Consider the following 26263-nt stretch of genomic DNA (forward strand, 5'->3'; position numbering starts at 1 on the left):
AGTCGTGGCGACGGAGTCCACCGTGCGCGAGAGCGTCGATCCTGCTATACGCTGCAGGGATATGACTCGCTGTCATTAACTGGGCGGTGGGGACACCGCGCCGGAAGGAGGACATATGCCCACGACAAGCTCGCGCGCCTGGGCCGGGCTGGCGGTATTGGCCGTCGGCGTCGGCCTCATCGTCATTGACGGCACGATCGTCGGTGTGTCGTTGCCGACGATCATCACCGATCTTGGCCTGGCGCTGACGACGGCCGAATGGGTCAACGCCCTGTATTCGGTGATCTTCGCCGCGCTGCTGCTCTCCTTCGGCAAGGCCGGGGACATTTTCGGCACCGCCCGCCTGTTTCGCCTGGGCGTCGCGGCTTTCGTCATCGGCTCCCTGATTGCCGCGCTCTCGCGCACGGCCGAACCCCTCATCGCCGCGCGGGCCATCCAGGGCGTCGGGGCCGCCGCCGTGCTCCCCTCGTCGCTGTCGACGCTGAACCAGATGTTCACCGGGCGCGAGCGCACGATCGCGTTCGGCGCGTGGGGCGCGACGATGGCCGGCGCGGCCGCGATTGGTCCGCTGGCCGGGGGCTGGCTGACGACTAACTGGTCGTGGCCGTTGATCTTCTGGGTCAACGTTCCCATCGGAATCGTCCTCGTCGCCCTCGGCTACGTCGTCTTGCCCGCGCGCGAGGGCGAGCGGCGCGGCCGGCTCGATCCTCTCGGCCTCGTCCTGTCGATCCTCTTCGCCGCGCCAGCGGTGTTCGCCATCATCGAGGGCGAGACGCTGGGATGGTGGCGGGCCCGGGCCGGAGTCGTCATCGGCTCGTGGCGGATCGTCGACAAGGGAGACTTCTCCCCCATCCCCCTCATCGGCACCTTCGCCCTCGTCATGCTGGGGCTGTTCCTGTGGTGGCAGACCCGCGCCTCCGAACCGCTGTTGGCGCTCAGTCTGTTCCGGCTGCCGGCCTTCACGTGGGGCAACGTCGCCGCGCTCGTCATTTCGGCCGGCGAATACGTCCTCGTGTTCGTCCTGCCTCTCTATCTCATCGCCGACCGCGGCCTCTCCCCGATGGGAGCCGGGTGGGTGCTCGCGGCCATGGCTGGCGGGGCGTTCCTCGCCGGGGCGGGCGCGCGCGGGCTCTCGCTGTTCCTCTCCTCGGCGTCTGTCGTCATCGTCGGGGTCGGCCTCGAGCTCATCGGGGTGTGCCTGAGTTCGTGGTGCGTGAACGCGGGCGCGAACCTGTGGGCGATGGCCGCCTGCCTGGCGGTCTACGGGGCGGGCCTGGGCTTCGCCTCGGCACAGCTGACCTCGACAATCCTCGCCGACGTTCCCGCCCACCGCTCGGGCCAGGGCTCGGCCACCCAGTCGACGATGCGCCAGTTTGGCGCGGCCGCGGGCACAGCCATCGCCGGCACGCTCATCGCCATCCTGCTTCCCGATCGAATTATCGAGCGCCTCAGCGAGCTCGGGATCGGTGGCGAGCAGGCTCACGGAATCGCCGACGCCGTCACCCAGTCGGCCGGCGCCGCACTGACGGGGCTGGCCTCCCAGGCCGACGCGGGCAAGCTGGGACCGGCGGGCCCCGACATCGTCGCCGCAGCCCGCGAAGCCTTCGCCGCCTCGGTGTCGCATATCCTGTGGGCGGCGGCCGCCTGCCTCCTCATCGGGGTCGCGGCGGCCATCCGAGTCCGCGCCGTCGCCACGCGCGGTGCGACCGGATCGACAAAACACTAGCTCTCGCTCGCGAAAGGACGTCGCCGTGACACACATCGCCATCCCCGACATCGCCTTGCGTGAGGGCGGTTCCATCCCCCAGTTCGGGATCGGCACCTACCAGGTGGCGCCCGCCGAGACCGTCGCGACCGTGAGGAGCGCCCTCGAGATCGGGATCCGTCACATCGACACCGCCCAGATGTACGGCAACGAGGCCGAGGTCGGTCGCGCCATCGCCGAATCGGGTATCGCGCGAGACGACATGTTCCTCACGACCAAGCTCAACAACGGCAATCACGCTCCCGACGACGCACGCCGCTCCTTTGAGCGCTCGCTGCGCGATCTTCGCACCGACTACGTCGATCTGTTCCTCATCCACTGGCCGCTGCCCACGCGCTACGGCGGCGACTTCGTGACGACGTGGCGGGTGTTGACGGAATTCGCCGCCGACGGGGCGCCCGCCACATCGGGGTGTCGAATTTCCAGATCCCGCACCTGCGCCGCCTCATCGATGAGGTCGGCGTCGTACCCGAGATCAACCAGATCGAGGCCCACCCCTACCTGCCCAACAACGACGTGCGCGACTTCGGGGCCGGTCACGGGATCCTCACTCAGGCGTGGTCCCCGCTCGCCCGCGGCGCCATCCTCGACGACCCGCAGGTGCGCGCACTCGCCGAGGACCTGGGGCGGACCCCCGCGCAGGTCGTGTTGCGCTGGGCCATCGAGCGCGGCGACGTCATCTTCCCCAAGTCCGTCCATCCCGAACGCCAGCTCGAGAACCTATCCATTTTCGATTTCTCGCTGCCGCCTACCGCCCGCGAGGTTCTCGACGGCCTGGACCGCGGCGAGGCCGGGCGGCAGGGGTCTCACCCCGACACGATGGACCTCATCACGCGCTAGACCCATCGCGACATGGCTGCGGCGGGGTGACCGGTGGTCACCCCGCCGCAGCCGTCTGTCACTCGCACCGATCTACTCGGCAGCCTCCTCCGCTTCGGCCTCGATCGTCGCCGGCGACGACGTCGACTTCACGGCGATCTTGCGCGGCTTGGCCTCCTCGGCAACCGGGATGCTCAGCGTCAACACTCCGTCGGCATAGGTGGCCTCGACCTTGTCCAGGGCCACGCCGTAGCCGAGCGTCAGCTGGCGGGCGTAGGTTCCCGACGTGCGCTCGCGGGCCACCCACTGAAGGTCGGCGCCCTGCGGAGCCTTGCGCGTCGCGCGCACGCTCAGGGTGCGGTCCTCGACGTCGATGTCGATCGAATCGGCGTCGACGCCGGGCAGGTCGATGTAGGCCGTGTAGACGTCGCCGGAGCGCACGAGGTCCAGCGGCATCGCCGGGGCCTGAGCGGAGGCGCGGTAGGCCTGCTCGAAGGTGCGTTCGATCTCGCGGAAGGGATCGCGGAACAGCGAATTACGTGCGGTCATGATGTCCTCTTTTCGTTGCGGGACCGTGTCGGTCCACTCGATCTCGATGGATCCAGATTGGCACTCTCGACTGGCGAGTGCCAACAGATTTCACCCACAGCGCAAAAGTTGAGCGCTCTAGACTCAACCTCCGTTTTTGTCGCGCATTTTCACGCCCATCCGAACCCGCCCGCGCCCGCCGTCACGCCGGTAGCATCGGTTTATGGACACCACATATCGCCCGTTCTTCTTTTACGGCACCTCCCAGCCGGACTCGCGCGGTTTCGGGTCCACGCTGGCCTCGGCCGTGAGCGAGCACGCCCCCGCCACCCTGCCCGACGCCACTCTCTATATCGGCTCGTCCTACCCCCTGTGCGTGCGCGACCATGCCGGGACGGGAGTTGCGGGCACGATCTGCCTGCTCGACGAGCGCCAATTCGATCGTCTCGTGCGCGAGATCGACGAGCAGGAGGGTTATATCGGCGAGGGGCGCTCGGACAACCTCTATGTCCGCGAGGTCGCCTGGGTCGACGTCGCCCCCTGCGAGACGTGGAGCGGGCAAGACCGGGTGCGCGCCTACGTCTATTTCGCCGCGGAGGAGACGATGGAGGACGCCGGAGGCGACTTCACCCGCTCCCCCTCGGGCAACTGGGCCAACCACGCCGAGGAGTGGGAAGCTTTCGAGGACAGCCTCGCTGTCGACGACGACGTCGACGACGTGGTCAAGGACGAGGACTAGCGCCCCTCGCCGCCTTCGCTCGGCAGCGTGAGGTCGAGGTACCAGCGGCCTCGCGCACCGACTTTTCGCGCATAGACGGTGTCATAGTCTTTTCCGTCGCGCAGCACGCGGACCCGCGCCGTCTCGGCGTCTTCCGCAGCGACGACATACCTGAAGCTGCCCGCCTCACCATCCGAGCTCTTGGCCGAGCTGACGAGCGCTCCCATGAGCTCGGCGCACCCGCCGTCACCTCGCACACCAGCGCCGGCCTCGAGGCTGTCGCGATCCTCGGGACTCACGGTGTCGCACAGTGTGGCGGCATCGCCCGAACGCGCGGCTTGCGTGTAGGCGCGCGCGAGTTCCGTGGGCGAGGAATAGCCGCCGGCGCCGACCCCGCTCACCCACAGCGCGATCCCCGCGGCGAGAACGCACGCGACGCCGATGCAGACCACGCCGACGAGCCGTCGCCTGCGGGCGCGCTCGCGCCGCCTTGCCGGATCGGTAGCGGCAACCGCCGCGCGCTGGAACTTCACGCCTTCAGCCTACCCACCCACTGCGCGACGGCGACCCGTCCCCTCCGCGCCGACGTGACCGAGACCACACGGTGCGTAGCGTGAGGAAGTCGCGGGCCGCCTCGTCTTTTATGTGTCCGTCGTTCGGGATCCCCCGAACACACGATCTGTGATTTTCAGGAGCACATCATGGCTAACACGAAGAACACACCGGCCGCGAAGGGCACCGTCCCCACCGCGAACCAGGCCAAGGACCTGGCCCCGACGACCAACGTCGGCGCCGACGAGGGCAAGGGCACGACGACGATCGCCGACCAGGTTGTCGCCAAGGTCGCCGGCCTCGCGATCCGCGAGATCCCCGGCGTCTACGACGTCGGCAACTCGGCCGCTCGCGCGCTCGGTTCGCTGCGCTCGACCGTCGGCGCGGACGACAACCTCAAGCAGGGCATCTCGGTCGAGGTTGGCCAGACGCAGACCGCGCTGGACCTGACCCTCATCGTCGAGTACCCCTACCCCGTTCACGAGGTTGCCGAAAAGGTTCGCGAGTCGATCTTCGCCTCCGTCCAGGGCCTCGTTGGCCTCGAGGTGAAGGAAGTCAACATCAAGGTCGCCGACGTTCACGTTCCCTCCGAGGACGAGGACGAGGACGACAAGGAATCGAAGGAGCTGAAGTAACGCATGACGACCACCGGTATCGCGATTGGCGCCTTCCTGGCGTTCATGGCCGCTCAGCACGGCTTCGGCGGGTTCCTCCTCGCCGTCATCTTCATGGCTGTTGGCGCCGTCATCGGGCGCGCGGCAACGGGCAAACTGGATCTGCGTGGCGTCGGGGAAGCGCTGATCGGCAAGTCGACCACGACCTCCGACTAGTATGACGACCGACCTCACGGGCAAGCAGCGCGACCTGCGCGGGTCGACGACCATCACGCGCAAGGCCCTGCACTCCATTGCCCAGGCCGCTACATCCCAGACATTGCGCGTCGCCCCCGACGACGTGTCCGTGTCTTCCTTTGACGATGAGGGCAAGCTCGGGGTCACCGTCAAGGCGGCCCTGCGCGCGGACGACCTCGAACGCTGTTCCGTTCGCGGCGACCACACCCTGTTCACCCTCGTTGACCAGGCTCGCGAGACGATCCGCACACGGCTTCACACCGTGTCGGGTCACCGCGTCGGTCACGTCAACGTCTACGTCACCGGGATTAGCCGGCAGGCGGGACACGAAGAAAGGAGGGAGCTCCAGTGAGTCTCACACCTAGCGAACAGCGGGCCTTGAGCACCGACCTTGGCCCCGGACCGCACGTGTCCTATCTCGTACGTCGCGAGACCCATTCCTCGCGGGCGATCGCGGCTACGGTCATGGCGGTGTTGGCAATTGTCATCCTCGTCTACCTGGCGATCGAGGGCATCCTGGCGATGGCCGGTCAGCGGGCTCTGCTCGCGCGCCCCACTGCCATCTGGCACTCCATCGCGACGCTGCCGAAGCAGATGATGGCGCTCGCCATCGTCATCGGTGTCGTCCTCGTTCTCATCGGCCTCGTCTTCTTGGCGAAGGCGCTGTTGCCGGGGACGCTGGGGCGCCACGCGATTCGCGACCAGCGCGCCGCCTACATCGTTGACGACTCGGTGGTGGCCGCCGCGATCTCGCGTGCGGTCCGCGAGGAGGCCAACCTCGCCGACGGCCAGGTCACGACCTCGGTCTCGCGCGGCTCCGTCGCCATCACGGCGAAGCCGACATCCGGGCTGGGTCTCGACCAGGCGAGCCTCGATGCGTTCGCCAGCGAGCGCGTCGCCTCCTACCAGCTGGATCCCGCTCCGCGCACGAGCCTGCGCGTGGCATCAGAAGGGCAGGTGGCCAAGTGAAGCACCTTCCACGCGCACTCAATCGCACCCTGCTATTCATCGGTTCGCTGCTGCTCATCGCGGCGGGCGCGGCCCTCATCGCCGCGGCCATCTCGGCCCCCATTCTGCGGGCCATCCGCGGCGGCATGGACCGCTTCGAATCGTGGTACACCGGCATCGTCGATCGTTCCTATGTGGCGATCGGCGGGGTGCAGAACTTCTCGTGGATGACGATCGCCTGGGTGGCCATCGCCATCATCCTCGCCCTCATCGCCCTGCGCTGGATCTTCAGCCAGGGTGGGGGCAAGACCAAGGAGTTCCAGCTACCGGCCTCACACACCGATTCCGGCGACACCGTTCCGACGATCTCGTTCGTCAACGCCCTGCTGGCCGGCCTGCTTGAGGACGACCGCTGGGTCTCCTCGGCCAAGGCCACGGCCTGGGAGGTCAAGGGCAAGACGGGCCTGGCCATCGACGTCAACGCCTACAAGGGAGCCGACCCGGCTCACCTCAAGGACGTCATCGATCAGGCCATCGCCCGCCTGGATTCGGTGCTGGGCGAGAAGGTCCCGGTCCGCGTTCACCTGACGACGAATTTGCGCGCTCGCATCGGTTCCGCTGATCGAGTGAGCTAGCTCAACTACCCTAAACACCGAGGCCAGGCCCGCATGTGGGCAGGCCACACCACAGGAAAGGAACCATCATGGCTCTCGAAGACGACATCAAGAACACCACCGAAAAGTTCGGCGGCAAGGTCAAGGAGGCCGCGGGTTCGGCCACGGACAACAAGGACCTCAAGGCTGAGGGCAAGGCCGATCAGGTCTCGGCCGACGTCAAGGACAAGGCTGCTGACGTGAAGGACAAGGCCGCCGAGATCGGCGAGCAGGCCAAGGACTTCGCCGAGCAGGCCGGTTCTAACCTCAAGGCCGCCTTCGGTAAGCTGAAGGAAGGCTTCTCCGAGGACGGCAACAAGTAGGCCATCGCCTGCTGAGCCTGAACGGGGCCCAGTCATTCGACTGGGCCCCTCTCGGTAGCCACGACGCAAGGAGAGCAGGTGGAGCAGTCGCATATGCGCGATGAGGCCCTCGTTGGTCTCAGTTCCGATGGCGACCCGTGGGCGTTTGGCGAATTAGCTCGCCGCTACGCGCCCGCCATGAAGGCCGTCGCCTCGCGACTCGGTCCCTCCCTCGCCGATGTCGACGACATCGTCCAAGAATCCCTGCTTCAGGCCTGGCAACGCCTCGATCAGCTCGACGACCCCGCGGCTGTGCGGTCGTGGTTGCTGCGGCTCACCGCCCGCAAGGCGATTGACCACGCCCGCCGCCACAAGTCCCACGACGACGTCAACGCCCTGACCTCGGTCAGTGCCCCGACCCCGTCGCCGGATTCCGCGGCCGTCGTCTCGGCCGGCTCGCAGGCCCTGGCACGCGCCCTCGCCGATCTACCGGAGTCGCAGCGCACCGTCTGGTGGCTGCGCGAAGGCGCCGACATGTCGTACGAAGACATCGCCCACACGCTCGGGATTTCCGTCGCTTCTGTTCGCGGCCGCCTCGCCCGAGCCCGCCACACGATCATGACCCAACTGGAGGAATGGAGATGAGCAGCACCGATACCACGCTGGAATGCGGCACCCACGTGCGCGATCTCAACGCCCTCCTCGATTACCGCGAGGGCGCCCATGACGCTCTGGCACCCCAACGCGCGAGCGAGCTGTCGTCTCACGTCTCCGACTGCGCGCTGTGCCAGCAGACTCTGGCCTCGCTATCGGCCCTTCACGTCAACGCCCGCACGCTCCTCGACGAAGAGGCGACCGCGGCTGCGCAGGGCCCCTGGCTCGACCAGCTCATTCACAACCTCATGCTTGAGGCGCGCCCGGGACGCTCGATCCCGCTGGCTGCTCCCACTGCCGAGCGCGTCCTCGACCAGACCGAGGGGTCGCTGCGCGCCCTCGTACGCAACGAGGTCGGCGACGACGACACGATCGTCGTGGGAACCCGACTCAACGGCGACATCACGACGTATCGCGCACGCGTCGATCTCGACATGACGCTGCACGTGCGCCTGGGCGCGCCGATTCCCGACACCGTCGCGCGCGCACGCAAAGCGGCCACGTCGGCCATCATGCGCGCGACCCCGCTCGACGTGCACAGCGTCGACGTGACGGTCGCCGACACCTACGGAGACATCACGGGGGTGGAGGCATGAATCTGGCCGATCTGTGCTCCCCCGACGTTGATTCCACCATTCGCCAGCTGCTCCACGACGCGATCACCGCCGTTGACGGCGTCGCCTTCGTCGCCTCCCCCACGGCTATGCGTCGGGTCCTCGAGGGTGAGGTCGCCGACAAGGCCGCCCGCGAGCGCATCATCATCGCGACGCGCGAGGAGGGAGCGAGCATCGACGTGTCGATCGCCCTCGTGTCCGATCGTGTCCCGCGCGTCGTGGCGCCGGCGGTCGCGGATGCGGTGGAACAGGCGTGGCGGCGCGCCCGATCCGGGGCCGACGATCTGCCTGCGCTGGCACGCACCGGCGTGCATATTGTCTCGATCGTCTCGCCGTCCTCGACGCAATCCGACGACGACACCGGGCTGGCGGGCGCGGCCGACTGAGCGGGCGTCACCCCTGGTTAGGGCGCACTCACGTTGTGAGATGGCCGCGCCCGAATGGGGCGTGGCCATCTACCGTGATCGTATGGAGAATATTGTCGATTTCGACTCTGCGTTGGCTCGCCTCGAGCCGGCCGTGCGCGGCACCTACGTCTACTGTGACGCCGAGGGGCTGAGTGCGGATATCGTCCCCTTCGCCGTCATCGCCGAGGCCGAGGGAACCTGTGCGCTCATTCCCCTCGAGCAGGCGCGCGAACACGACGTCGCCTATTCGCACGAACCGCTCTCGCGCATCAGCCTGGGGATCAACCTGTCGGTGAAGCTACAGGGCCTCACAGGCACGGTCGCCCAGAACCTCGCCGCCGCGCAGATTCCGTGCAACGTCATTTCGGGGATGCGCCACGACCACCTGTTCGTTCCCAAGCATCGCGCTCACGACGCGATGGCCACCCTCGACCGGCTTTCTCGGCAGGCGCGCGGGTGGGCCCAGTCCTAGGTCCTCGCGGTCCGCGCATCTCGCGCGGGCCGCACACGCCACCCGCCCGGGCGTCTTTTGGGCGGGGTCAGAGTTTCGCCGCGGCCCGCAGGGGTCGCGGCGCTACCATGGGAGCGGATCACTGACGACTCCCTTCCGGGTACAAGGACTGACGAACTCATGTCGAAAGAACTGCCGGAACACTCCAGCTCGCTGGTGAAGCTGGCGGACGGTACGGTCAAGCAGCGCAACATGCTCACGGGGACCGAGGTGTGGACGGTTCCCGGACGCGGGCATCGCCCCCTCGCCATGCCCCCGGCTGTGGAGACACCGATCGATCCGGCGCAGCGCGATTGCGCCTGCGCCTTTTGCCCCACCCGCTACCTCGAGACTCCGCCCGAAAAATCGCGGCTTGTCCTCGAGAACGGGCAGTGGCGCGAGCTTCAGGGCCTGCGCGCGTCGGCCCTGACCGAGACGACGGCGGCCTTTCGCCGGGTGCCGAACCTGTTCGAGATCGTCAGCTTTGACTATTGGACACGCAATCACGATGTGGAGCCGTCCCCCGAGCAGCACCGGCGCATGGCCGAATACCTGTCCGAACCCGCCGGCTATGACCATGTCCTGCGCGTCGTGCGGGCGCGCCTGGCGGCTTACGGGGCGTCCGAGGCCGAGGTCGCGGAGCTCGACGAAGAGACGCTGCTGCGCCACGCGACGGGGTTCTTCGCCGGCGGCCACGATCTCATCATCGGCCGGCGCCACTACACGGACCAGGCCGAGACGACGAGCCAGCTGGCCTCCTCGGGCACCCTCACCCCCGACGAACACGCGGCCTACACGCGCTTTACCGCCCGCTCGATGCGCGACCTCTACGACCTCTCGCCACACGTGCGCTACGTCGCGGCGTTCCAAAACTGGTTGAAACCGGCCGGAGCCTCGTTCGATCACCTCCACAAGCAGCTGGTGGCCATCGACGAGTATCCGGTGGCGACTATCGCGGAGCTCGATCGTCTCTACGATCACCCCGATTCCTACGAGGCGATCCTCAAGCTGTGCGCGACGCGGGGCCTACTGCTCGCCCAAAACGACGCGGCCGTCGCCATGGTCGGGGTGGGACACCGCTACCCGACCATCGCCGTGTGGCCGCTGGGTGATCCCGTCAATCCGTGGGACGCCCCCGACGCGCTCGTGCGCGGGGTCTCGGATCTGCTCCACGCCGTGCACGCGGCAACCGGGGCGGACGTGGCCACGAATGAGGAGTGGTACCACCGGCCCCGCTCGGTGCATCGCCCGATGCGGTGGCGGGTATTGCTCAAGTGGCGGATTTCGACGCTCGCGGGGTTTGAGGGCGGCACCCGGATCTATCTCAACACCCTCGACCCGTGGGCGATTCGCGACCGCGTGCTCCCCCGACTGAACCTGCTGCGCGAAAGCGGCGCGATCGCACCGATGCGCATCGGTGCCGAGTGCAAGGTAAGCCCCTCCGACCTCGCGGGGCAGATCGGCTAATCTGGGAGCGGAGCGCTCGCTCCGCTCCCCGCCTACCAAGGAGGAACCGCAGTGGCTCAGGGTTCCCGGCGCACGCGCGTGTGGACGATCGTCACGATCCTCGTCGTCATCGCGCTTATCGGTGCCTGCATCGTCGCCGGCAAGTGGCTGCTGGCTAAGAAAGCCAATCCCGATGCCGTCGCCGCCTCCGGTGTCTTTGCCGAAGAACCCCACCTGCGCGAGCAGGTCACTCCGGGCGATTTCGACCTCGATGCGTTTGTGCCCGTCCTTGGCACGGGCAACACGACGCAGCCGGTGAGCTACGGCGACGCCCGCATCATGGCGGGTGCGACGAAGAAGGGCGAGAGCGTCCTCATCGGGCTGGGAGAGGGCGCGCGGGCGTCATGGCAGACGTCGCTGGGCGGCCCCCTCATCGCGTGCGCCGCCCAGGCCCAGGGCCAGTCACTGCCGTGCCTCGTCAAGTCCTCTACGGGCACCCTCGTCGCCCTCGTCGACGTGGGCACCGGGATCGCGAAGTGGATCTGGGAGGACGGCCAGGCCTACATCAACGTCGCCGTGGGCGCCGACAACGCCATTTTGCTGCTGGGATCGGATCTGTCGATCACGCCGATCAACGCGGAGGGAACGCTCACCGGCGAGCCCATGCTCAGCCAGCAGCCGACGTCGCCCGACCTCGTCCCCGATTCCTCGTCGTGCCGACTGGGTGCGGCGACGATCGATGCCCCCGAGGCCTTCCGGGCGCTATCGCCGACGATGTACCTCATCACTCACGGCGGCCTCAACACGTTCATCACGATCGCGAATAACCAGGTCGTCGGCGCGGTCCCCGGGACCCTGCTTACGCAGCCGGCCGACAAGGGCGGGCGCATCGTCGTTGCCCCCTCCGCCGGGTGTGCCCCGGCAGCGGTTGTCACTCCGGGTCGCAATCGCGTTCAGCTGCTGCCGGCCGACGTGTCGGTGCCGATCCCCGTCGATCACTCGTTGCCTTCACTCGTCATTCGCTCGGGCGAGTTCCACGCGATCAACTGGACGGGTCCCTCGGTGGGCCGCCCCGCCTACGCCTCGTTGGCGATGACAATCGAAGGCACGCCGCGCCTGGCCGAAACGAAGGACGTCGAGGTCGTCGCCGGCGACCACGTCATGACGGCCTTTTCTCGACAGCGCGGCGCGGAGTTGTGGAGCGTCTCGGTTGATGCCCACGACCTGCGCATTGGCGAAGACGTCGTCATCGTCAACACGACGTCGGGCGAGGTGCGCGGATACGGATTGACGTCGGGTGCCCTCGAGTGGAGTCTGCCCGATAACGCCCTGGGCATGCTCACCCTCAACGAGGCCGCGTTCACCGTGTCGTCCGAGAACGGCCTGTTCACCTGGGCCGGCGGCGGCGAGACCCCCGCGCGCGTGGCCACCGGTGCTGCGGCCTCGCAGGGCGAGGTGTCGCCGGGAATCACGTATTCGGCGCAGACGTGCGTCCGCACGACCGCCGCGGACGGCTCCACGGCCGTCACGACGGTTCCCGTCGACTGCGGCCTCGAGGGGGCCGAGCCGGTCGTCGGCGTCGTCACCGCCGATCAAGTCGCGCGCGGCAAGGACGCCACGGAATACCTCAAGGCCTGCGAGGGGCGTTTCCCCACGTCGGTCTCGGCCATCACGGTGACGAGCCCGCGCGTGGACGCCGCGACGTCCGCCATCTGCACGGGCAACCCCAACGCGCGCTAGCGCACCCACGCGACCTGGTCGTCATCGAGGCGCAGCGGCAACACCGATCCGCGTGGGTGCCATCGCATGGGAGCGCGCACGCGGGCACGGCCGATCCCGGCGATGTCGACGCAGACGTCGCGCGCTCCCCGAACGTCGGTGATCGACACGACCTCGGCGTCGATGACGAGGGGGCGAGCGGCGTCCTCGGCCAGGCGCAGGGCACCCGGGGCAAGAGCGAGCGCGTGCTGTGCCGGCCCGCTCACGCCCCATGTGGCGGCAATGTCGGCCGGCACGATCGGATCATAGCCAAGGAACGCGGCGACGTCGGCCTCGCGCGGGTCCTCCCACACCTCGCGCGTACCTCCCTCGCGGCGGATGCGACCGTCGATAAGGATCGCCAGGCGATCGGCAACGCTGAAGGCTTCGTCCTGGTCGTGGGTGACGTAGAGTCCCCCGATCCCCTGCGACGTGACGATGCGACGAATCTCGAGCGCGAGGTGCTCGCGCAGGGACCGATCGAGCGCTGAGAGCGGCTCGTCGAGGAGGAGGACGCGCGGGTGCGAGGCGAGGGCGCGGGCGAGCGCGACGCGTTGCGCCTGTCCGCCGGACAGACTCGCCGGAGGACGCGATGCAAACCCGCGAAGGCCGACGAGATCGAGCAGCTCCTCGACCCGATGCTTTCGCTGGGCCCTGGGCACCCGAAAACGCCCGCGCGAGAGCGCGTAGGCGACGTTGCCACCGACGCTGTAGTGATCGAAGAGCGCCCCCGATTGAAACATCATGCCGATTCCGCGCTCGTGCGGCGGCGTAGCGGTGACGTCCACACCATCGATGGCGACCCGCCCGCCCGCCGGCGTCTCCAGACCGGCGACGGCGCGCAGGAGTGAGGACTTGCCCGACCCGGACGGTCCGAGGACAGCCGTCATCGCGCCGGCCTCGACGCCCAGACTCGCATCCCTCACCACCGTGTGCGTGCCGTAACGCACCGACACGACGCGGATGTCGAGGCGCGGTTCACGCGTGCTCATCATGCCTCCTCTCGCGGCGCCGCACTCCATCGACGGCGACCATCACCGTGGCGGCGACGAGGGACAAGACGACCGAAGCGGCCATCGCGAGTCCCTGCTCGCTCGCACCCGGGCGCGCGGATAACTGGTAAATGACGACGGGCAGCGTCGGCGTGAGTGGCCGCACGAGGAACGACGTGGCCCCGAACTCCCCCAGCGACATCGCCGCCGCGAACCCCCATGCGACGAGGGCGGGGCGCGCGAGGAAGCGCATGTCGATGCGGGCCAGCACACCGAGCGGGGACGACCCGAGCATCGTTGCCGCCTCGCGCACGCGCGGATCGATGCCACGCATGACGGGGACGGTCATTCTCACGACGAGCGGCACGGCAACGCTGGCCTGGGCCGCCACGACGATGAGTCCCGAGCGCGCGAGGTTGAGGGGCGGCCCCGACAGGGTGAGAAGGAACCCGAAACCGACGGTCACCGCCGACACTCCCAGCGGCAGCATGGTGAAGGAATCGAAGACCCGCATGAGGCGACGGTCCCACGACGTCGCGGGACGCTGGGCGAGAACGAGGGCGATGAGGCAGCCGATGACGAGGGCACACGTCGCCGCGACCGCTGCCGTGCGCAGCGACGTCCCCAACGACTCCACGACCGAGCATGCCAGTGCACCGCTGGCGTCCTCGCGCCCAAGATCAGCGTAGTTTGCGAGCGTCCACTCCCCGCCACGCGTGAGCGAACGAACGACGATTTCGGCCAGCGGAGCGATCGTCAGCCCGCCAATGACGAGGCCGACACCAGCGACCCAGGGGATATCGCGCCGGCGGATCGGGCGATCGACCGCGCGGGCGACCTCGGAGGAGGCAAGCGAACGCGCGCGCAGCCGCGCGGCCACGACGAGGACGACGCCGACGACGCAGAGCTGAAGCAGCGACAGCACCGCCGCGGTGCGCAGATTGAACAGCTGCGTCGTCTCGCGATAGATCTCGGTCTCGATCGTCGCGACGTGGTGGCCTCCGAGAATGAGAACAAGGGAATACGCGGCGGCGCAGTAGAGAAACACGATGGCACCGACCGAGGTAAGGATCGGGGTCAAGCGTGGACGGGTGATGTCCCACATGACTCGCACGGGGCCGGCACCGAGCATGAGTGCGGCTTCCTCGGGCCTGGGGTCGAGGTGGGCCCAGGCCGAGCCGACGACGCGGGTGACGAGCGAGACGTTAAAAAACATCATGGCGATGATGACGGCGGCGGGCGTCTCATCGATCCCGAGGAACCCCAAGCTGCCTGTCTCGGCGAAGAGGGCCCGAAATCCCGCCGACACGGCGACGGTCGGCAACACGAACGGGGCCAAGACGAGCGCGCGAGCTACCCCGCGCCCGGGAAAGCGCAGCCGATACAGGACGTGGGCACCGGCGACGCCAAGGACGAGCGATCCCGCGGTGCCGGCGGCCGCCATCCACACGGTCGTCGCAACCACCGACCATACGCGCGCTCGCGCAAGGATCGCACCGAGGGCCGCGACGTCGAGGCCATCCTCGCCCCCCAGGCCGTAGCCGACGAGCGTCGCCGCAGGCCAGGCGAAAAAGACGATGAGGAACGCCGCGGGCACGACCCCGGCGAGAACGAGCGCTGCGCGCCACGCGGCGTTGCCTCGACGCGCCATCATCACCCGATGATGTCCGCGAGTTCGCGCAGCCACTGCTCGCGGTGATCGCGGATCGTCGCGGGCGCGAGCGTGAGGACGTCATCGGCGGGCGGGCGCGGGGCAAAGCGGCTCCACGTCTGCGGCAGGTCCACGCCCTCGCGCACGGGATACATGTACATGTGCTCGCTGATGGTGGCCTGAACCTCGGGCGACGTCAGCCACTCGACGACGGCCTTACCGCCGCGCGGATTCTGTGCCCCCTCGAGGACGCCGGCGTATTCCGTTTGAGACAAACACGTCTTCGGCAGGGCCTTCGTCGTCGCCGATTGGCCGTCGGCGGCAACGGTCGCGGCGGGCGAGGTCGCGTAGGACACGACGATCGGGTATGAGCCGGCGCCGCCACCCTGGGTGAATTCTTGCTCGTAGGCCTCGGACCAGCCGTGAACGATTTTGACGTCGTTGGCGACGAGGCGGCGCCAGTAGTCGCCCCAGTTCGCCTGGTGCGCGGCGATTGTCGCGTAGAAGAACGCCAACCCGGTATCGCCGCCGGCGGGGTCGGGGCTGACGAGCAAGCCGCGGTAGGCCGGGTCGGTGAGATCGTCGAGGGTCTGCGGCTCCGCCAGCTTGTGGGCGGCGAAATATGTCGTGTCGATGTTGACACACACCGCGCCCGTATCCACGGGGATGGCCCCGGGGAGCTGCGGCAATCGGTAGTCCTCGCTCCCCGGCGCCGGCGTCACACCGGCGTCGGCGATGACGCCGGCCCCCTCAAGGTCACCCGACGTCGTGTCCGTGAACCCGTAGACGGCGTCGGCCACCGGAGCGTCCTTCGTCAGCTTGAGCTTCGAGATGAGCGCTTGGCCCGAATCCGTCGTCACGATGTTCAGGTGATAGCCCGTCTTCTTCTCGAAGGCCACCTTGGCCTCGTCGGGGACCGAAAACGAGTCGTGAACGAGCAGCGTGACGTCGTTGCTCGTCGCGGCATCGTCGGTTGATGAACACGCCCCCGCTGCGGCGATCATCACCGCTGCCACACCCAGGGCACACGCGCTCCTGACGCGTCGCATCACTCGCGCTCGTGACATACGTACACCTCCCAGACACACAGGTGAGGAGGAGAGACTCGACTCCCTTCGCCGGCATGACCCGGATCAGGTTCGAGGGTCTGCGAACCGTTTTCGCACTCTCAGCGGCACCCGCCGCTCCCCTGTCGCCTCCCACCCTAGTCCATGAGCCACGATCGCGGTCGCTCATCGCCGATGCGCGAGCGCCCCGCCAGTTGATGAGGCGGGGCGCTCGCGTGGTCTGTGGCGTGGCTACGACTCAGTGCTCGTCGTAGTGATCGCCGTGGTCGTGGTGGAGGTGGCCGTCGTGGAGGTAGTCGGTGTGGCCGTCGTGGCTCACGGCCTCGTGGCCGCAGTCGGCACCATGGACGTGACCGGCGTGATCCTCGGCGACCTCGTGGCCCTCGACGACGTGTTCGTCGTAGTGATCGCCGTGGTCGTGGTGGAGGTGGCCGTCGTGGAGGTAATCCGTGTGGTCGTCGCGCACGATGGCGGTGTGGCCGCAGTCGGCACCATGGACGTGATCGTGGTTTTCATGAATGACGTGTTCGCTCATGACCTCACTATATGCCTGCCTGCACAGTCACGTATGTATTGCGCAGCTCACACATAGAGTGACCTTCGCCACATTCTGGGCGGCGCGGCCGGGCTGACTAGCGCTCGGAGTGCTCAGCGACGGCGTCCTTAGTGCGCCCGCCGTACCACTTGTTCGTCTGCTTGACCGTTAGGCGGCGAATCAGCGTGACGAGGACGCCTGAGACGACGCCGAAGATGACGACCTCGGCGAGGTTCGCCTGCGCCTCCTCCTCGGCGTTGCGCGGCGCCGTGTGACCGGTCACGGCCTTCCACCCGAGGTCAACGATCTTGTCGGCGATGAAGCCGGCGACGGCGAGCGATCCGGCAGAGGCAATCTTCCAGCCGATGTCCATGAGGTCATTCTCCTTGTGAGGTCAGGACGCGGACGGGCGTCCGCCTCCCCATGGTATCGAGGCGATTCACTCCTCGTCGTCCTCGCGCGCCGTGCCCAGCCATTCGCGCCCGTACGCCGCGCGCGCGAGGATGTGCGTCCCCAGGGGGGCCGTGATCGCCTGTAGCGCGATCGCGAGGATGCCAAACCCCGTCCACATCGGCGTGCGCTGGATGAGCATGATCCCCACCATGAACAGCAGGAAGCCGAGCATTTGCGGCTTCGTCGCCGCGTGCTGGCGCTGGAGCAGCGTCGAGAAGCGCACGATGCCCACGGCGGCGAGGCACGTGAAGATGGTGCCGGCGCTCAACAGGACGTATCCGATGGCGTCGAGCCAGGCGGCGAGCGTCATAACTCCCCCTTCGCGTCGGTGTCGGGATCGTCAACGAGCGGCTCGGTGCCACGGTAGCGCCGCCCGAACCTGCCGATGACCGTCGAGGAGACGAAGGCCACCATCGTCAGCGTGATGACGATGACGCCGACATCGGCGCGACGCGAGATGACGAGCGTCCACACCGCCAGAGCGATGACGACGGCGGTGAGGACGTCGATCGCGACGGCGCGGTCGAGGGCGCTCGGGCCCCTGACGAGGCGAACGAGCGTGAGCAGACCCGCGATCGCGAGGGCGATGATGTTGACAGAGACAAGGATCGTCACGACGGGCTCCCGTCTCGCAGCGGCAGATCGATGGCGCGGTGGTCGGCATCGATTCCCTCGAGGTGGCGCGCCATCGGCGAGTATCGGCCGGGGCGGGAGATCCCGCGCGCGTGCAGTTCCTTGCGCGAGGCCAGTGCCCACATGATCCGCTCTTCGAGCTTGAGCTGGGAGCGGTGAACCCCGGCGACTCCCCCGGCCATCGGCAGATCGAGGACGTGGAGGTGGATCGTTGCCGGGCGCAGGTGGGCGTCCATGACGACGGTGCCGGGAACGAGCGAGGTCAGCGCCGTTCCGATCGTGAGAAACAGCGCCGATTGCGACCGCAGGGGAATGATGACGGCCCGCGAGGCCACCGGCGCGGGGCGCAGGACGAGCCACGACACCTGCACGGCGGCGACGACCATGTCGACGACGAAGTGGCCGAACAGCACGAGGAGCCACAGCGGCCGCACGCGCGTGATGATCCCCAGGTGCGGCATGGGAAAAGCCACCTGGGCGACGAGGGCGAGAATGATGCCGATGAGCAGGGAGACCAGCGTGTACTCGGCGCGCAGGACGACCCAGACGACGACGAGCCACACGGTCATTCGCACCGACACGTGACTCGTGAGCAGGCGCCACCGCGAGGTGGTCGCGGGGTCGGGGTTAGTCATCGCGTGCACCTCCGTTCTCGCCGGTCCGGTCCGACGGGTGGTCCAGCCGAGTGTCCGGGTCCCCGCCGACGTCGTGGGGACGATCGAGCGACCCCTCGGGATCTGCGCCACCACTGTGCTGAGATTCGCCGCTGCCTCGACCGAGGTCTCCGAGCACCGCGCGCACGTACGGCGTGCGCTCGAGCAGCTGCCCCGCGCCGCGCGTGTACGTAGCCATAGACCGGCCCCGCCCCCGCGGACAGGCCAAGGGCGATGACGACGAGGGCGGCGGTGGGGGCCGCCATCGCCCGACCCCGGTGATAGGTCAGCCCGCCGGCCGGGCGCGGGTCGGCCTGGGGTTGATCGTCGCCCTGCCAAAACGCGAGGTTCCACACTTTGATGACGACGTAGAGAGTGAGCAACGACGTCACCAATCCCGCGACGAGCAGGGCCACCCCGAGCGACGTTCCCGAGCGTATCGAGGCCTGGGCCAGGCCAAGCTTGCCGAGAAAGCCCGTCAGGGGGGAAGCCGACGAGGTTGAGTCCGGGAATGAGATAGAGGACGACGAGTCCCGTCGACACCGAGGCCAGCGACGACAACCGCCGCAGCGACGTCGAGCCGCCCACCTGCTCGATGAGACCGGCGACGAGAAACAGCGTCGTCTGAACGAGGATGTGGTGGACGGCGTAGAAAATCGCCGAGGCCAGCCCGATCCGGTTGCCAAGCACAATCCCCCACAGCATGAATCCCATGTGCGACACGAGGGTGAAGGAGAGCAGACGCTTGATGTCGTCTTGGGCGATGGCACCGAGGATGCCGACGATCATCGTGACGATCCCGGCCAGGCCCAACACCGTGTCTGCCGGCGAGGGTGGGAACAGCAGCACCTGGGTGCGAATGATCGCGTAGATCCCGACCTTGGTGAGCAACCCGGCAAACACCGCGGTGATCGGCGCCGACGCCGTCGGGTAGGAGTCGGGCAGCCAGGCTGACAGCGGGAAGATGGCGGCCTTGAGTCCAAACGCCACGAGCAGCATCGTCTGGAGCACCATCGCGACCCCGGGATCGATCGTGCGCAGGCGAATCGCCAGCTGAGCAAACGAGATCGTCCCGCACGCCCCGTACACGAGGGCGATCGCGATGAGGAAGATGAGGGAGCCCAGCAGGGACACGACGACGTAGACCGTGCCCGAGCGAATCCGCTGAGCCGTTCCCCCCATCGTCATCAACACAAACGAGGCGGCCAGCAGGATCTCGAAGCCTACGTAGAGGTTGAACAGGTCACCCGTGAGGAAGGCGTTGGACACGCCCGCGGACAAGATGAGGTAGGCCGGGTGAAAGACCGGGTGGTAGACCGAGGCCGGGGCGTCCGAATCGCCGTCGTTGGCCGAGGCCTGCGCGAGCGCGTAGACGAGGACGAGCAGGGTGATCGTCAGCGACATGACGAGCATGATCCCCGAGAGCTGATCGACGACGAGGGTGACGCCGAGCGGGGCGGCCCACGACCCGACGTCAAGCGCCACCGGTCCCGACGCCGCCTGTACCGCCAACACGATCGCGACGACCAGGGAGGTCGACAGCGCCCCGACGCACAGCGACGCCTGGGTGCGGTGGTGACGCCCCAGCATCATCGCCGCCCCCGCGGCGAGGAAGGGAATGAGCACCGGCCCGGGCAGCAGCCACGTCATGCGGTCCCCCCGTCGGCGTCGATGAGATCGTCCAGGGCCACCCGCGCCTCGGCATCGGAGCCGGCGTCGGCGATGCGCTCGCCCTGGCGACGCAGCTTCGCGCGCAGCGCCAACCGGTGATCCTCAACATCGTCGGCGACCTCGTCGTGACCGACCAGGCGCCACGAGCGGTAGGCCAGCGCCAACCCGAACGCCGTCGTCCCCAAGGTGATGACGATGGCCGTGAGCGTCATGGCCTGCGGCAGCGCATCCGTCATCACCGCGCCCGTCGTTTCATCGATGAGGGGCGGCGCGCCCGCCCGCCCAGCCTGGGCCACCATGAAGACGTTGACCCCGTTGCCCGCCAGCGCAAGGCCGATGAGGATCCGTGTCAGGGTGCGATCCATGATGAGGTAGACGCCGCAGCCGATGAGAACTCCGGCGGTGATGAGCAGCGCGAGCGATACCGTCATGACGTGCCCTCTTTCGTCGGCGCGAGCGGCTGGGAGAAATCGACTTCGACGCGCTGGTCGCCCTCGCGCTCGCCGATGGCGTCGACGTGGCCGCCCAGGGCGGCGATGATGTCGAGGACGAGGCCGAGCACGACGATGTAGACGCCGATGTCGAAGACGAGCGCGCTCGTCAGGTGCAGGCTGCCGGCCCAGCCAAAATCGAGGTCGAGGGGAACCGTCTGGAATACCGTGCGTCCCGACGTCAGCGGCCACAACCCCCCAATCGCGGCGACGAACAAGCCCGATCCGAGCAGTCGACCGGGGTTAAACGGCACGGCCTCGAGCAGTTCCGCGCGCCCTCCGGCCAGGTAGCGCACGATGAGGGCAATACCCGCCACGCCGCCCGAGACGAAGCCGCCGCCGGGCATGTTGTGACCGATAACGAGCAGCCATGCCGAGACGATGAGGAGGGTGTGGAACAGGATCCGCACCGTCATCTCGAGAACGACCGAGCGCGCCTGCGGCGGCAGCAGCACCGAGGCCGAGAGCAGCATCTGGGAGTCCTGTTCGCGCGACTTGGCGCGGGCGGCCTGCCGGTTGCGGCGGCGGTGAGTGCGCCCGCGAGCATGATTGCGCGCGCGCAACTCCTTGACGTAGACGAGGGAGGCCACGCCGATCGCCATGACGAGAACGACGGAGAGCTCCCCCATCGTGTCCCACGCGCGCACGTCGACGAGAATGACGTTGACGATGTTGTGGCCATACCCGAATTCGACGGCCTCGCCGGGCAAGAGGGCGGAGACGGGGTCGTCGATGCGGCCGCCGCCGGCCAACAAACCGACGCTGACGACGCCCACCCCGATGAGGAGGGCGACGATGCCGCGCAGCGCCCGCGTGCGCCGGTGGTGGGCGAGGTCGCCGCGCCCGGGGAACGTCCCGGGCAGGCGCCGCAGCACGAGGACGAAGACGACGATCGTCACGGCCTCGACGACGATCTGGGTGAGGCCGAGGTCGGGCGCGCCGAACGTCAAGAACAGCACGCCGATACCCGCGCCCGTGGCGCCCAGCGCGAGGACGGCGTGAAGGCGGCGCGGCGCGCTCACGCATGCAAGCGCCGAGCAAATGACGAGCAGGCACACGGCGGCCTCGATGAGCGAGTTCGCGCCCACCCACGACGCCTGGGCCGTCGTGCCCGAATACGCCGCGGCCGCGCTGACGACGACGAGTGTCGTGATGAGGATTCCCGTCGTCTCCCACGGCAGCGAGCCGCGCTGGAACATCGCCGTCACGCGGCCCGCGCCCTGCTCGAGGAGCGCGAGCGAGCGCTCGTAGATGGAGCGGGCGCTGAGCGCGGTCGGGAACGCAGCGCGCCGTTGCAGCCGGGCGATCTGGGGGCGGCGGCGATACATGAGCCATCCCGCGAGGACAATGGCGGCGGTGAGGAGGGCGGGCAGCCAGCCCGACCACCAGCCAATGTGCGCGTGGCCCGGGGCGGTCTCGGCCCACGGGGTCACGAGCGCCGACACGCCCGTGGGGAGAAGGCCCCCGAGGACGCTGAGGCCCGCGAGGATTCCCGGGACCACCCACGTCGGGGTCGGCACGCGTTCGAGGCGGGTGTAGCGACGCGTGTCCAGGCTCCCGCGCAGCTTGCCCTTGACGGCGAACGCCGCCCACAGGTAGCGCAGCGTGTAGGCCACCGTCAGCACCGATCCGGCGACGACGACGGCGGTGAACACCCAGCCCTGTGCGCCGCGCGAGAGTGCCCCGCTCAGGCCCGCCTCCTTGCCGAGGTAGCCGAGCGTCGGGGGCAGACCCGCCATCGAGGCCGCCGCGCACACGGCGATCGTCGCGAGTCGCCGCGCGCCCAACCGCACCCCGGACAGCTCGCGCAGGTCGCGGGTTCCCGCGATCTTCTCGATCGTTCCCGTCGTGAGGAACAGGGCCGACTTGAACGTCGCGTGGGCCAGCAGCAGCGTCATCGCCGCCGCGATCATGTCGGCGGTTCCCTGGGCGGCCAGGGCGATCATGAGTCCCAGCTGCGAGATCGTCCCATAGGCGAGGATGAGCTTGAGGTCGTATTGGCGCAGCGCCCGATAGCCGCCGATGACGAGGGCGCCTAAGCCGCACACGGTGAGCACCGCCGTGAAGCCCGGCTGGTGCGCGGCCCCCGGCGCGAAGCGGATGACGAGGTAGACCCCGGCCTTGACCATGGCCGCGGCGTGCAGAAAGGCCGACACCGGCGTCGGTGCCGCCATCGCCTGAGGCAGCCAGAAGTGCGTGGGAACGAGCGCCGACTTCGTCACGGCCCCGGCGCACACGGCCAACAGGGCGCATGTCAACGCTGGCCCCTCCTGGAGGTGTCCGGCCGCGAGCGCCTCGACGAGGACCGAGATGCGGTAGCTGCCGCCCCTCATCTCGCCGAGCGTGACGAAGCCGGCGAACATGGCGAGCGAGCCGGTGGTCGTCACGAGGAGGGCCTGGCGCGCGGCGGCGCGGGCGTAGCCGCGTCCGTAGTGGTGACCGATGAGGAGGAAGGAGAACAGCGAGGTGCCCTCCCACATGATGTAGAGCCAGATCGTGTGGTCGACGAGGACGACACCGCTCATGGCGCCGGCGAACGCCATGAATACCGTGGCGAAGCGGCGCAGCCCCGGGGCGCGGGCGGGGAAGTAGCGGGTGGCGTAGACGAGGATGAGGGCGCCGACGGTCGAAATGACCATGAGGAGCAGCCAGGAAAGCTGATCGAGGCGGAGGGACAAACCGACGGAGAGGTCGCTGACCCAGCCCACCTCGGTGCGTAGCGGGGCGCGCCATACCGCCGGGGCCTGCGCCGCCGTCCAGCAGGCAACCGCCGCGGGAATCAGGGCGAGGATGGCGAAGCCGCGCACGCCCCAGCGACGCATGATCCACGGCGCAGCACCGACCCCGCACACGTAGGCGAAGGCAATACCGAGCACGCTTCTCCCTGGGATAGGTCACGGGGGTCGCCCCCAGGATACCGGGAGCCGGCGGGATCCGGCGAGCGCTACCGCGATGAGGGATCGAGGACGACGAGGAAGCCGTCCTCGTCGACGACGGCACCGCCGAGCAGATGGTGGATGGCCGAGGCCAGCGCCTCGATCGTCTCGCTCACGCGCAGCCGCTCCACACGGTAGACGCGGCTCGGTCGCTGAGCAGGCGGGGGCGTTGTCGGGGCCAGCCACGCGACGCGAATGTGGGCGAGGCTGCCGCTGGCCCAGGGCTCCCACCGCAACACCGGCGGCACCGTCTCGGTGGCGTCGACGGTGACGACGATGTGGGAGTCGTGGCCGGCGGCGAGCGTGAGTGCGTAGCCGACGATCGGCGCGGGGTGAGCTGCGGCCATCTCGTCGAAGGCGCGCGATTCCTTGGCCAGGCGTTCCACCTCGTCGCTGCCCAGCCGTGCCTCGGTCCACTCGCGCACGGCGCGTTCGGCCCGACGCCTCGCCGCGCGCGTCGCCCCGCTCGGGCGCTGGGGCGCGGGAGCCTCGACGAGGCTCGCTGCGGGAACCGCCTGGGTGATGAGGGCGCGCAGGTCAGCCTCCTCGATCCAGGTGGGGGCGTAGAGCGCGAGGTCGGTCGCGGAATCGGGATCGGGTTGGAGGAGCGCGCCTCCCCGGCCGACGCGCCAGGCGCCGGCGAGGCGGCGGGCCATCGCGTAGAGGCCCTCGATGACCTCCCACTGTGCGGGTGCCGGCTGGTCGTCACGGTAGGCGCGCACGAGGGGGTGGGACGTGAGGAGTTCGTCCGGAATGGGGCCGCTCCCGGTTCCGGGGTGCGCGTAGGCAAAGGCCATGGTGGCCCACGACCCTACGCCGAGGCGGGCGCGCGCGGCGCGGTCGAGGTCGTAGGGGCCCCGCAGGTGATCATCGCCCCTTAGCCGGAGGACGCCCGGGCTGAGCCAGCCGGCATCGTCCCACAGGGACACGGCCAGGGCGTCGACTTCGGCGGGGTCGACCTCGCCCGACAAGATGAGCAGGTCGTTCGCGACCGCGGCCTCGGGCAGGGGACCCTGGCTGAGGCGGAACGAGCCTCCCGGGTCCACGGTGGGCAGCTGGGCGACCTCGAGGGCATCGTCGCGGATGACCCGCAGGCTCTGGGTGTGCTCGGTGCTCAGGCCCAGCAGCGTGTCGGTGAGGGCGCGTGAGCGGGCGTCGTCCTCACTCATCGTCGAGCGCGGGGACGTCCACCCGGTCGAAGCGCAGGTGCGAGCGCGAGGCCGTCGGTCCGCGCTGCCCCTGGTAGCGCGATCCGTAGGCGCCGGCTCCGTAGGGGCGCAGTGCGGGCGAGGTCAGCCGGAAGAAACACAGCTGGCCGATCTTCATGCCCGGGTACAGGGCGATCGGCATCGTCGCCGTGTTCGACAGCTCGAGCGTGACGTGGCCGTCGAAGCCTGGGTCGATGAATCCGGCCGTCGAGTGCGTGAGCAGGCCGAGGCGGCCCAGCGACGACTTGCCCTCCAGGCGCGCGGCGATGTCGGCGGGCAGGCTGACGCGTTCGAGGGTTGCGCCGAGCACGAACTCGCCGGGGTGAAGGACGAAGGGCTCGACTTCTCCGACGTCGACGCGGCGGGTGAGGTCGGGCTGGTCCTGCGCGGGATCGATCACCGAGTACTTGTGGTTATCGAACAGCCGAAAGTAGCGGTCGAGGCGGACGTCCACCGAGGCCGGCTGAACCATCGCCGGGTCGAACGGATCGATCGTCGCTCGGCCAGATTCGATGAGCTCGGTGATATCGCGGTCGGAGAGCAGCACGGGGCTATTGTGCCAAATCTCGCGAGCCTACGCGTCCACACCGATGTGGCGCGCCAGCGCCACCGCTACCTCGCGGGGACGCTCCACCGCGCTCATGTGCTTGACGTCGGCGAGCCGCACGACCTCTACCGGCGTAGCGCCGGCCCCGATCGTGCGCGCCAGCGGCTCGGCGGTGTCGTAATTCAAGGCGCCGTCGTTTTCTGCGGCGACGAGCAGCGTCGGCACCGCGATGGCGGCGACGTCGTCGCTGAGATCGGTCGAGCCGAGGACCTCGCAGGCTTGCGCATACCCCTCGCGGTCGCACCCGGCAAAGGCATCGCGCACCCGCTGCCACACGTCGGCGTGCTCGGTGCGCGCGTCCTTCGTGAACCAGCGCTCGAAGGTGGCCTCGATGAGTCCTTCCGCGCCCTGCTCGCGCACGAGGGCGGCGCGCTCGGGCCACTGCTCGAGCGGCGCCGTGACCGGGCCGGACCCGAACACGGCGATCGATTCGAGGCCGGCGGGGGCGGCGGTCCCCATCGCCAGGGTCGTCAATCCCCCAAACGACAGCCCGGCCAGGTGGTAGCGCTCGACGCCGAGGTCGGCCAGCGTGCGCGTGAGTGCCGCGGTCACATCCGCCATCGTCATCGGCCGATCGAGTGGGGCCGGTGCGGAGCCGCCGTGACCGGGCAGGTCGTAGCGGATGACGCGGACGCGATCGGCCAGCGCGGCCACGACCTCATCCCACATGACGTGGGAGGATCCCAGCGAATGCCCAAGCACGAGGACGGGGGCGTCCTCGGGGCCGTCGATCGTCGTCTTCAGGGTCCACGTCTGCGCGTTCATGGTGTTCCTTCCGCTTAACTCTCGCGGTTCCATCGTATCGCCGCCCTGCCGGAATGCGCGTCGGCCCCCTCACGCGGTGACGTGAAGGGGCCGGCC

At 68.7% G+C, this 26263-nt stretch carries 29 protein-coding genes, 1 pseudogene and 1 riboswitch; of the genes and pseudogenes, 15 read left to right on the top strand and 15 right to left on the bottom strand.

Annotated features, from left to right (window positions below):
• Nucleotides 1–115: 115 nt before the first annotated feature.
• Nucleotides 116–1726 carry an MFS transporter gene (locus tag H8R18_RS06850; RefSeq protein ID WP_191071313.1) on the top strand — a complete coding sequence of 537 codons (1611 nt, stop codon included), beginning with the start codon at nt 116–118 and terminating at the stop codon, nt 1724–1726.
• Between the two features lie 34 nt (nt 1727–1760).
• Nucleotides 1761–2605, top strand: a pseudogene (locus H8R18_RS06855) (aldo/keto reductase).
• Between the two features lie 72 nt (nt 2606–2677).
• On the opposite strand, the gene H8R18_RS06860 reads toward H8R18_RS06855, so the two are convergent.
• On the bottom strand, nt 2678–3133 hold the full coding sequence (locus H8R18_RS06860; RefSeq protein WP_191071315.1) for an Hsp20/alpha crystallin family protein: 456 nt from the start codon (nt 3131–3133) through the stop codon (nt 2678–2680).
• A 202-nt stretch (nt 3134–3335) separates the two neighbouring features.
• On the opposite strand from H8R18_RS06860, the gene H8R18_RS06865 reads away from it, so the two are divergent.
• Complete coding sequence (locus H8R18_RS06865) at nt 3336–3851, top strand: gamma-glutamylcyclotransferase family protein (protein ID WP_191071316.1); 516 nt, start codon at nt 3336–3338, stop codon at nt 3849–3851.
• Here the strand turns inward: H8R18_RS06865 and H8R18_RS06870 are convergent.
• Nucleotides 3848–4363, bottom strand: coding sequence for a hypothetical protein (locus H8R18_RS06870; protein WP_191071317.1), 516 nt, complete (start codon nt 4361–4363; stop codon nt 3848–3850). The two genes, H8R18_RS06865 and H8R18_RS06870, sit on opposite strands and share 4 nt — an antisense overlap.
• 168 nt (nt 4364–4531) lie before the next feature.
• Between H8R18_RS06870 and H8R18_RS06875 the strand changes: the two genes are divergently transcribed.
• The 12 genes from H8R18_RS06875 (at nt 4532) to H8R18_RS06930 (ending at nt 12487) form a co-directional block, all read left to right on the top strand.
• Nucleotides 4532–5017 carry an Asp23/Gls24 family envelope stress response protein gene (locus H8R18_RS06875; RefSeq protein ID WP_191071318.1) on the top strand — a complete coding sequence of 162 codons (486 nt, stop codon included), beginning with the start codon at nt 4532–4534 and terminating at the stop codon, nt 5015–5017.
• Nucleotides 5018–5020: 3 nt separating this feature from the next.
• Entirely contained in the window at nt 5021–5212 is a 192-nt protein-coding gene (locus H8R18_RS06880; protein WP_191071319.1) for a hypothetical protein, read from the top strand.
• Nucleotide 5213: 1 nt separating this feature from the next.
• A complete protein-coding gene (locus H8R18_RS06885) occupies nt 5214–5585 on the top strand; it encodes a hypothetical protein (RefSeq protein ID WP_191071320.1) in 372 nt (123 codons plus the stop codon).
• Complete coding sequence (locus tag H8R18_RS06890) at nt 5582–6202, top strand: Asp23/Gls24 family envelope stress response protein (protein WP_191071321.1); 621 nt, start codon at nt 5582–5584, stop codon at nt 6200–6202. Before H8R18_RS06885 ends, H8R18_RS06890 begins: the two co-directional genes overlap by 4 nt.
• A complete protein-coding gene (locus tag H8R18_RS06895) occupies nt 6199–6816 on the top strand; it encodes a hypothetical protein (RefSeq protein ID WP_191071322.1) in 618 nt (205 codons plus the stop codon). The genes H8R18_RS06890 and H8R18_RS06895 overlap by 4 nt, the downstream gene beginning before the upstream one ends.
• Before the next feature lie 68 nt (nt 6817–6884).
• Entirely contained in the window at nt 6885–7157 is a 273-nt protein-coding gene (locus H8R18_RS06900) for a CsbD family protein (RefSeq protein ID WP_191071323.1), read from the top strand.
• 78 nt (nt 7158–7235) lie between these two features.
• On the top strand, nt 7236–7781 hold the full coding sequence (locus H8R18_RS06905; protein WP_227712784.1) for an RNA polymerase sigma factor: 546 nt from the start codon (nt 7236–7238) through the stop codon (nt 7779–7781).
• On the top strand, nt 7778–8386 hold the full coding sequence (locus tag H8R18_RS06910; protein WP_191071324.1) for an Asp23/Gls24 family envelope stress response protein: 609 nt from the start codon (nt 7778–7780) through the stop codon (nt 8384–8386). The genes H8R18_RS06905 and H8R18_RS06910 overlap by 4 nt, the downstream gene beginning before the upstream one ends.
• A complete protein-coding gene (locus H8R18_RS06915) occupies nt 8383–8790 on the top strand; it encodes a hypothetical protein (RefSeq protein WP_191071325.1) in 408 nt (135 codons plus the stop codon). Before H8R18_RS06910 ends, H8R18_RS06915 begins: the two co-directional genes overlap by 4 nt.
• A gap of 82 nt (nt 8791–8872) precedes the next feature.
• The gene (locus H8R18_RS06920) at nt 8873–9283 is read left to right on the top strand and encodes an ACT domain-containing protein (protein ID WP_191071326.1); all 411 of its coding nucleotides are present in this window, start codon (nt 8873–8875) and stop codon (nt 9281–9283) included.
• 159 nt (nt 9284–9442) lie between these two features.
• The gene (locus tag H8R18_RS06925) at nt 9443–10768 is read left to right on the top strand and encodes a DUF4921 family protein (protein WP_191071327.1); all 1326 of its coding nucleotides are present in this window, start codon (nt 9443–9445) and stop codon (nt 10766–10768) included.
• Nucleotides 10769–10819: 51 nt separating this feature from the next.
• Nucleotides 10820–12487: a PQQ-binding-like beta-propeller repeat protein gene (locus H8R18_RS06930; RefSeq protein WP_191071328.1), complete on the top strand. Its 1668-nt coding sequence runs from the start codon at nt 10820–10822 to the stop codon at nt 12485–12487.
• Here H8R18_RS06930 and H8R18_RS06935 read toward each other — a convergent pair.
• The 13 genes from H8R18_RS06935 to H8R18_RS07000 form a co-directional block, all read right to left on the bottom strand.
• Entirely contained in the window at nt 12484–13500 is a 1017-nt protein-coding gene (locus H8R18_RS06935) for an ABC transporter ATP-binding protein (RefSeq protein WP_191071329.1), read from the bottom strand. The genes H8R18_RS06930 and H8R18_RS06935 overlap by 4 nt on opposite strands.
• Nucleotides 13484–15151, bottom strand: a complete 1668-nt coding sequence (locus tag H8R18_RS06940) for an ABC transporter permease (RefSeq protein ID WP_223875102.1) — start codon at nt 15149–15151, stop codon at nt 13484–13486. Before H8R18_RS06940 ends, H8R18_RS06935 begins: the two co-directional genes overlap by 17 nt.
• Entirely contained in the window at nt 15151–16197 is a 1047-nt protein-coding gene (locus H8R18_RS06945) for a thiamine ABC transporter substrate-binding protein (RefSeq protein WP_191071330.1), read from the bottom strand. The genes H8R18_RS06940 and H8R18_RS06945 overlap by 1 nt, the downstream gene beginning before the upstream one ends.
• A 44-nt stretch (nt 16198–16241) precedes the next feature.
• A riboswitch (TPP riboswitch) is annotated at nt 16242–16349 on the bottom strand.
• A 104-nt stretch (nt 16350–16453) separates the two neighbouring features.
• Nucleotides 16454–16750: a hypothetical protein gene (locus H8R18_RS06950; protein WP_191071331.1), complete on the bottom strand. Its 297-nt coding sequence runs from the start codon at nt 16748–16750 to the stop codon at nt 16454–16456.
• A 97-nt stretch (nt 16751–16847) separates the two neighbouring features.
• Entirely contained in the window at nt 16848–17123 is a 276-nt protein-coding gene (locus tag H8R18_RS06955; RefSeq protein ID WP_191071332.1) for a DUF4235 domain-containing protein, read from the bottom strand.
• Nucleotides 17124–17189: 66 nt separating this feature from the next.
• Nucleotides 17190–17513 (bottom strand): monovalent cation/H(+) antiporter subunit G, encoded by a 324-nt coding sequence (mnhG, locus tag H8R18_RS06960; RefSeq protein WP_191071333.1) that lies wholly within the window; start codon nt 17511–17513, stop codon nt 17190–17192.
• Nucleotides 17510–17818, bottom strand: coding sequence for an MrpF/PhaF family protein (locus tag H8R18_RS06965; RefSeq protein WP_191071334.1), 309 nt, complete (start codon nt 17816–17818; stop codon nt 17510–17512). The genes mnhG and H8R18_RS06965 overlap by 4 nt, the downstream gene beginning before the upstream one ends.
• A complete protein-coding gene (locus H8R18_RS06975) occupies nt 17815–20139 on the bottom strand; it encodes a proton-conducting transporter transmembrane domain-containing protein (protein ID WP_227712785.1) in 2325 nt (774 codons plus the stop codon). Before H8R18_RS06975 ends, H8R18_RS06965 begins: the two co-directional genes overlap by 4 nt.
• Entirely contained in the window at nt 20136–20591 is a 456-nt protein-coding gene (locus tag H8R18_RS06980) for a Na(+)/H(+) antiporter subunit C (protein WP_191071337.1), read from the bottom strand. Before H8R18_RS06980 ends, H8R18_RS06975 begins: the two co-directional genes overlap by 4 nt.
• Nucleotides 20588–23527: a Na+/H+ antiporter subunit A gene (locus H8R18_RS06985; RefSeq protein ID WP_191071338.1), complete on the bottom strand. Its 2940-nt coding sequence runs from the start codon at nt 23525–23527 to the stop codon at nt 20588–20590. Before H8R18_RS06985 ends, H8R18_RS06980 begins: the two co-directional genes overlap by 4 nt.
• A gap of 68 nt (nt 23528–23595) precedes the next feature.
• The gene (locus H8R18_RS06990) at nt 23596–24756 is read right to left on the bottom strand and encodes a hypothetical protein (RefSeq protein ID WP_191071339.1); all 1161 of its coding nucleotides are present in this window, start codon (nt 24754–24756) and stop codon (nt 23596–23598) included.
• Entirely contained in the window at nt 24749–25342 is a 594-nt protein-coding gene (gene dcd / locus H8R18_RS06995; protein WP_191071340.1) for a dCTP deaminase, read from the bottom strand. The genes H8R18_RS06990 and dcd overlap by 8 nt, the downstream gene beginning before the upstream one ends.
• A 27-nt stretch (nt 25343–25369) precedes the next feature.
• Nucleotides 25370–26167 (bottom strand): alpha/beta fold hydrolase, encoded by a 798-nt coding sequence (locus tag H8R18_RS07000; protein WP_191071341.1) that lies wholly within the window; start codon nt 26165–26167, stop codon nt 25370–25372.
• Nucleotides 26168–26263 lie beyond the last annotated feature (96 nt).

Source organism: Nanchangia anserum (genome assembly GCF_015240065.1).
Lineage (GTDB): Bacteria > Actinomycetota > Actinomycetes > Actinomycetales > Actinomycetaceae > Nanchangia > Nanchangia anserum.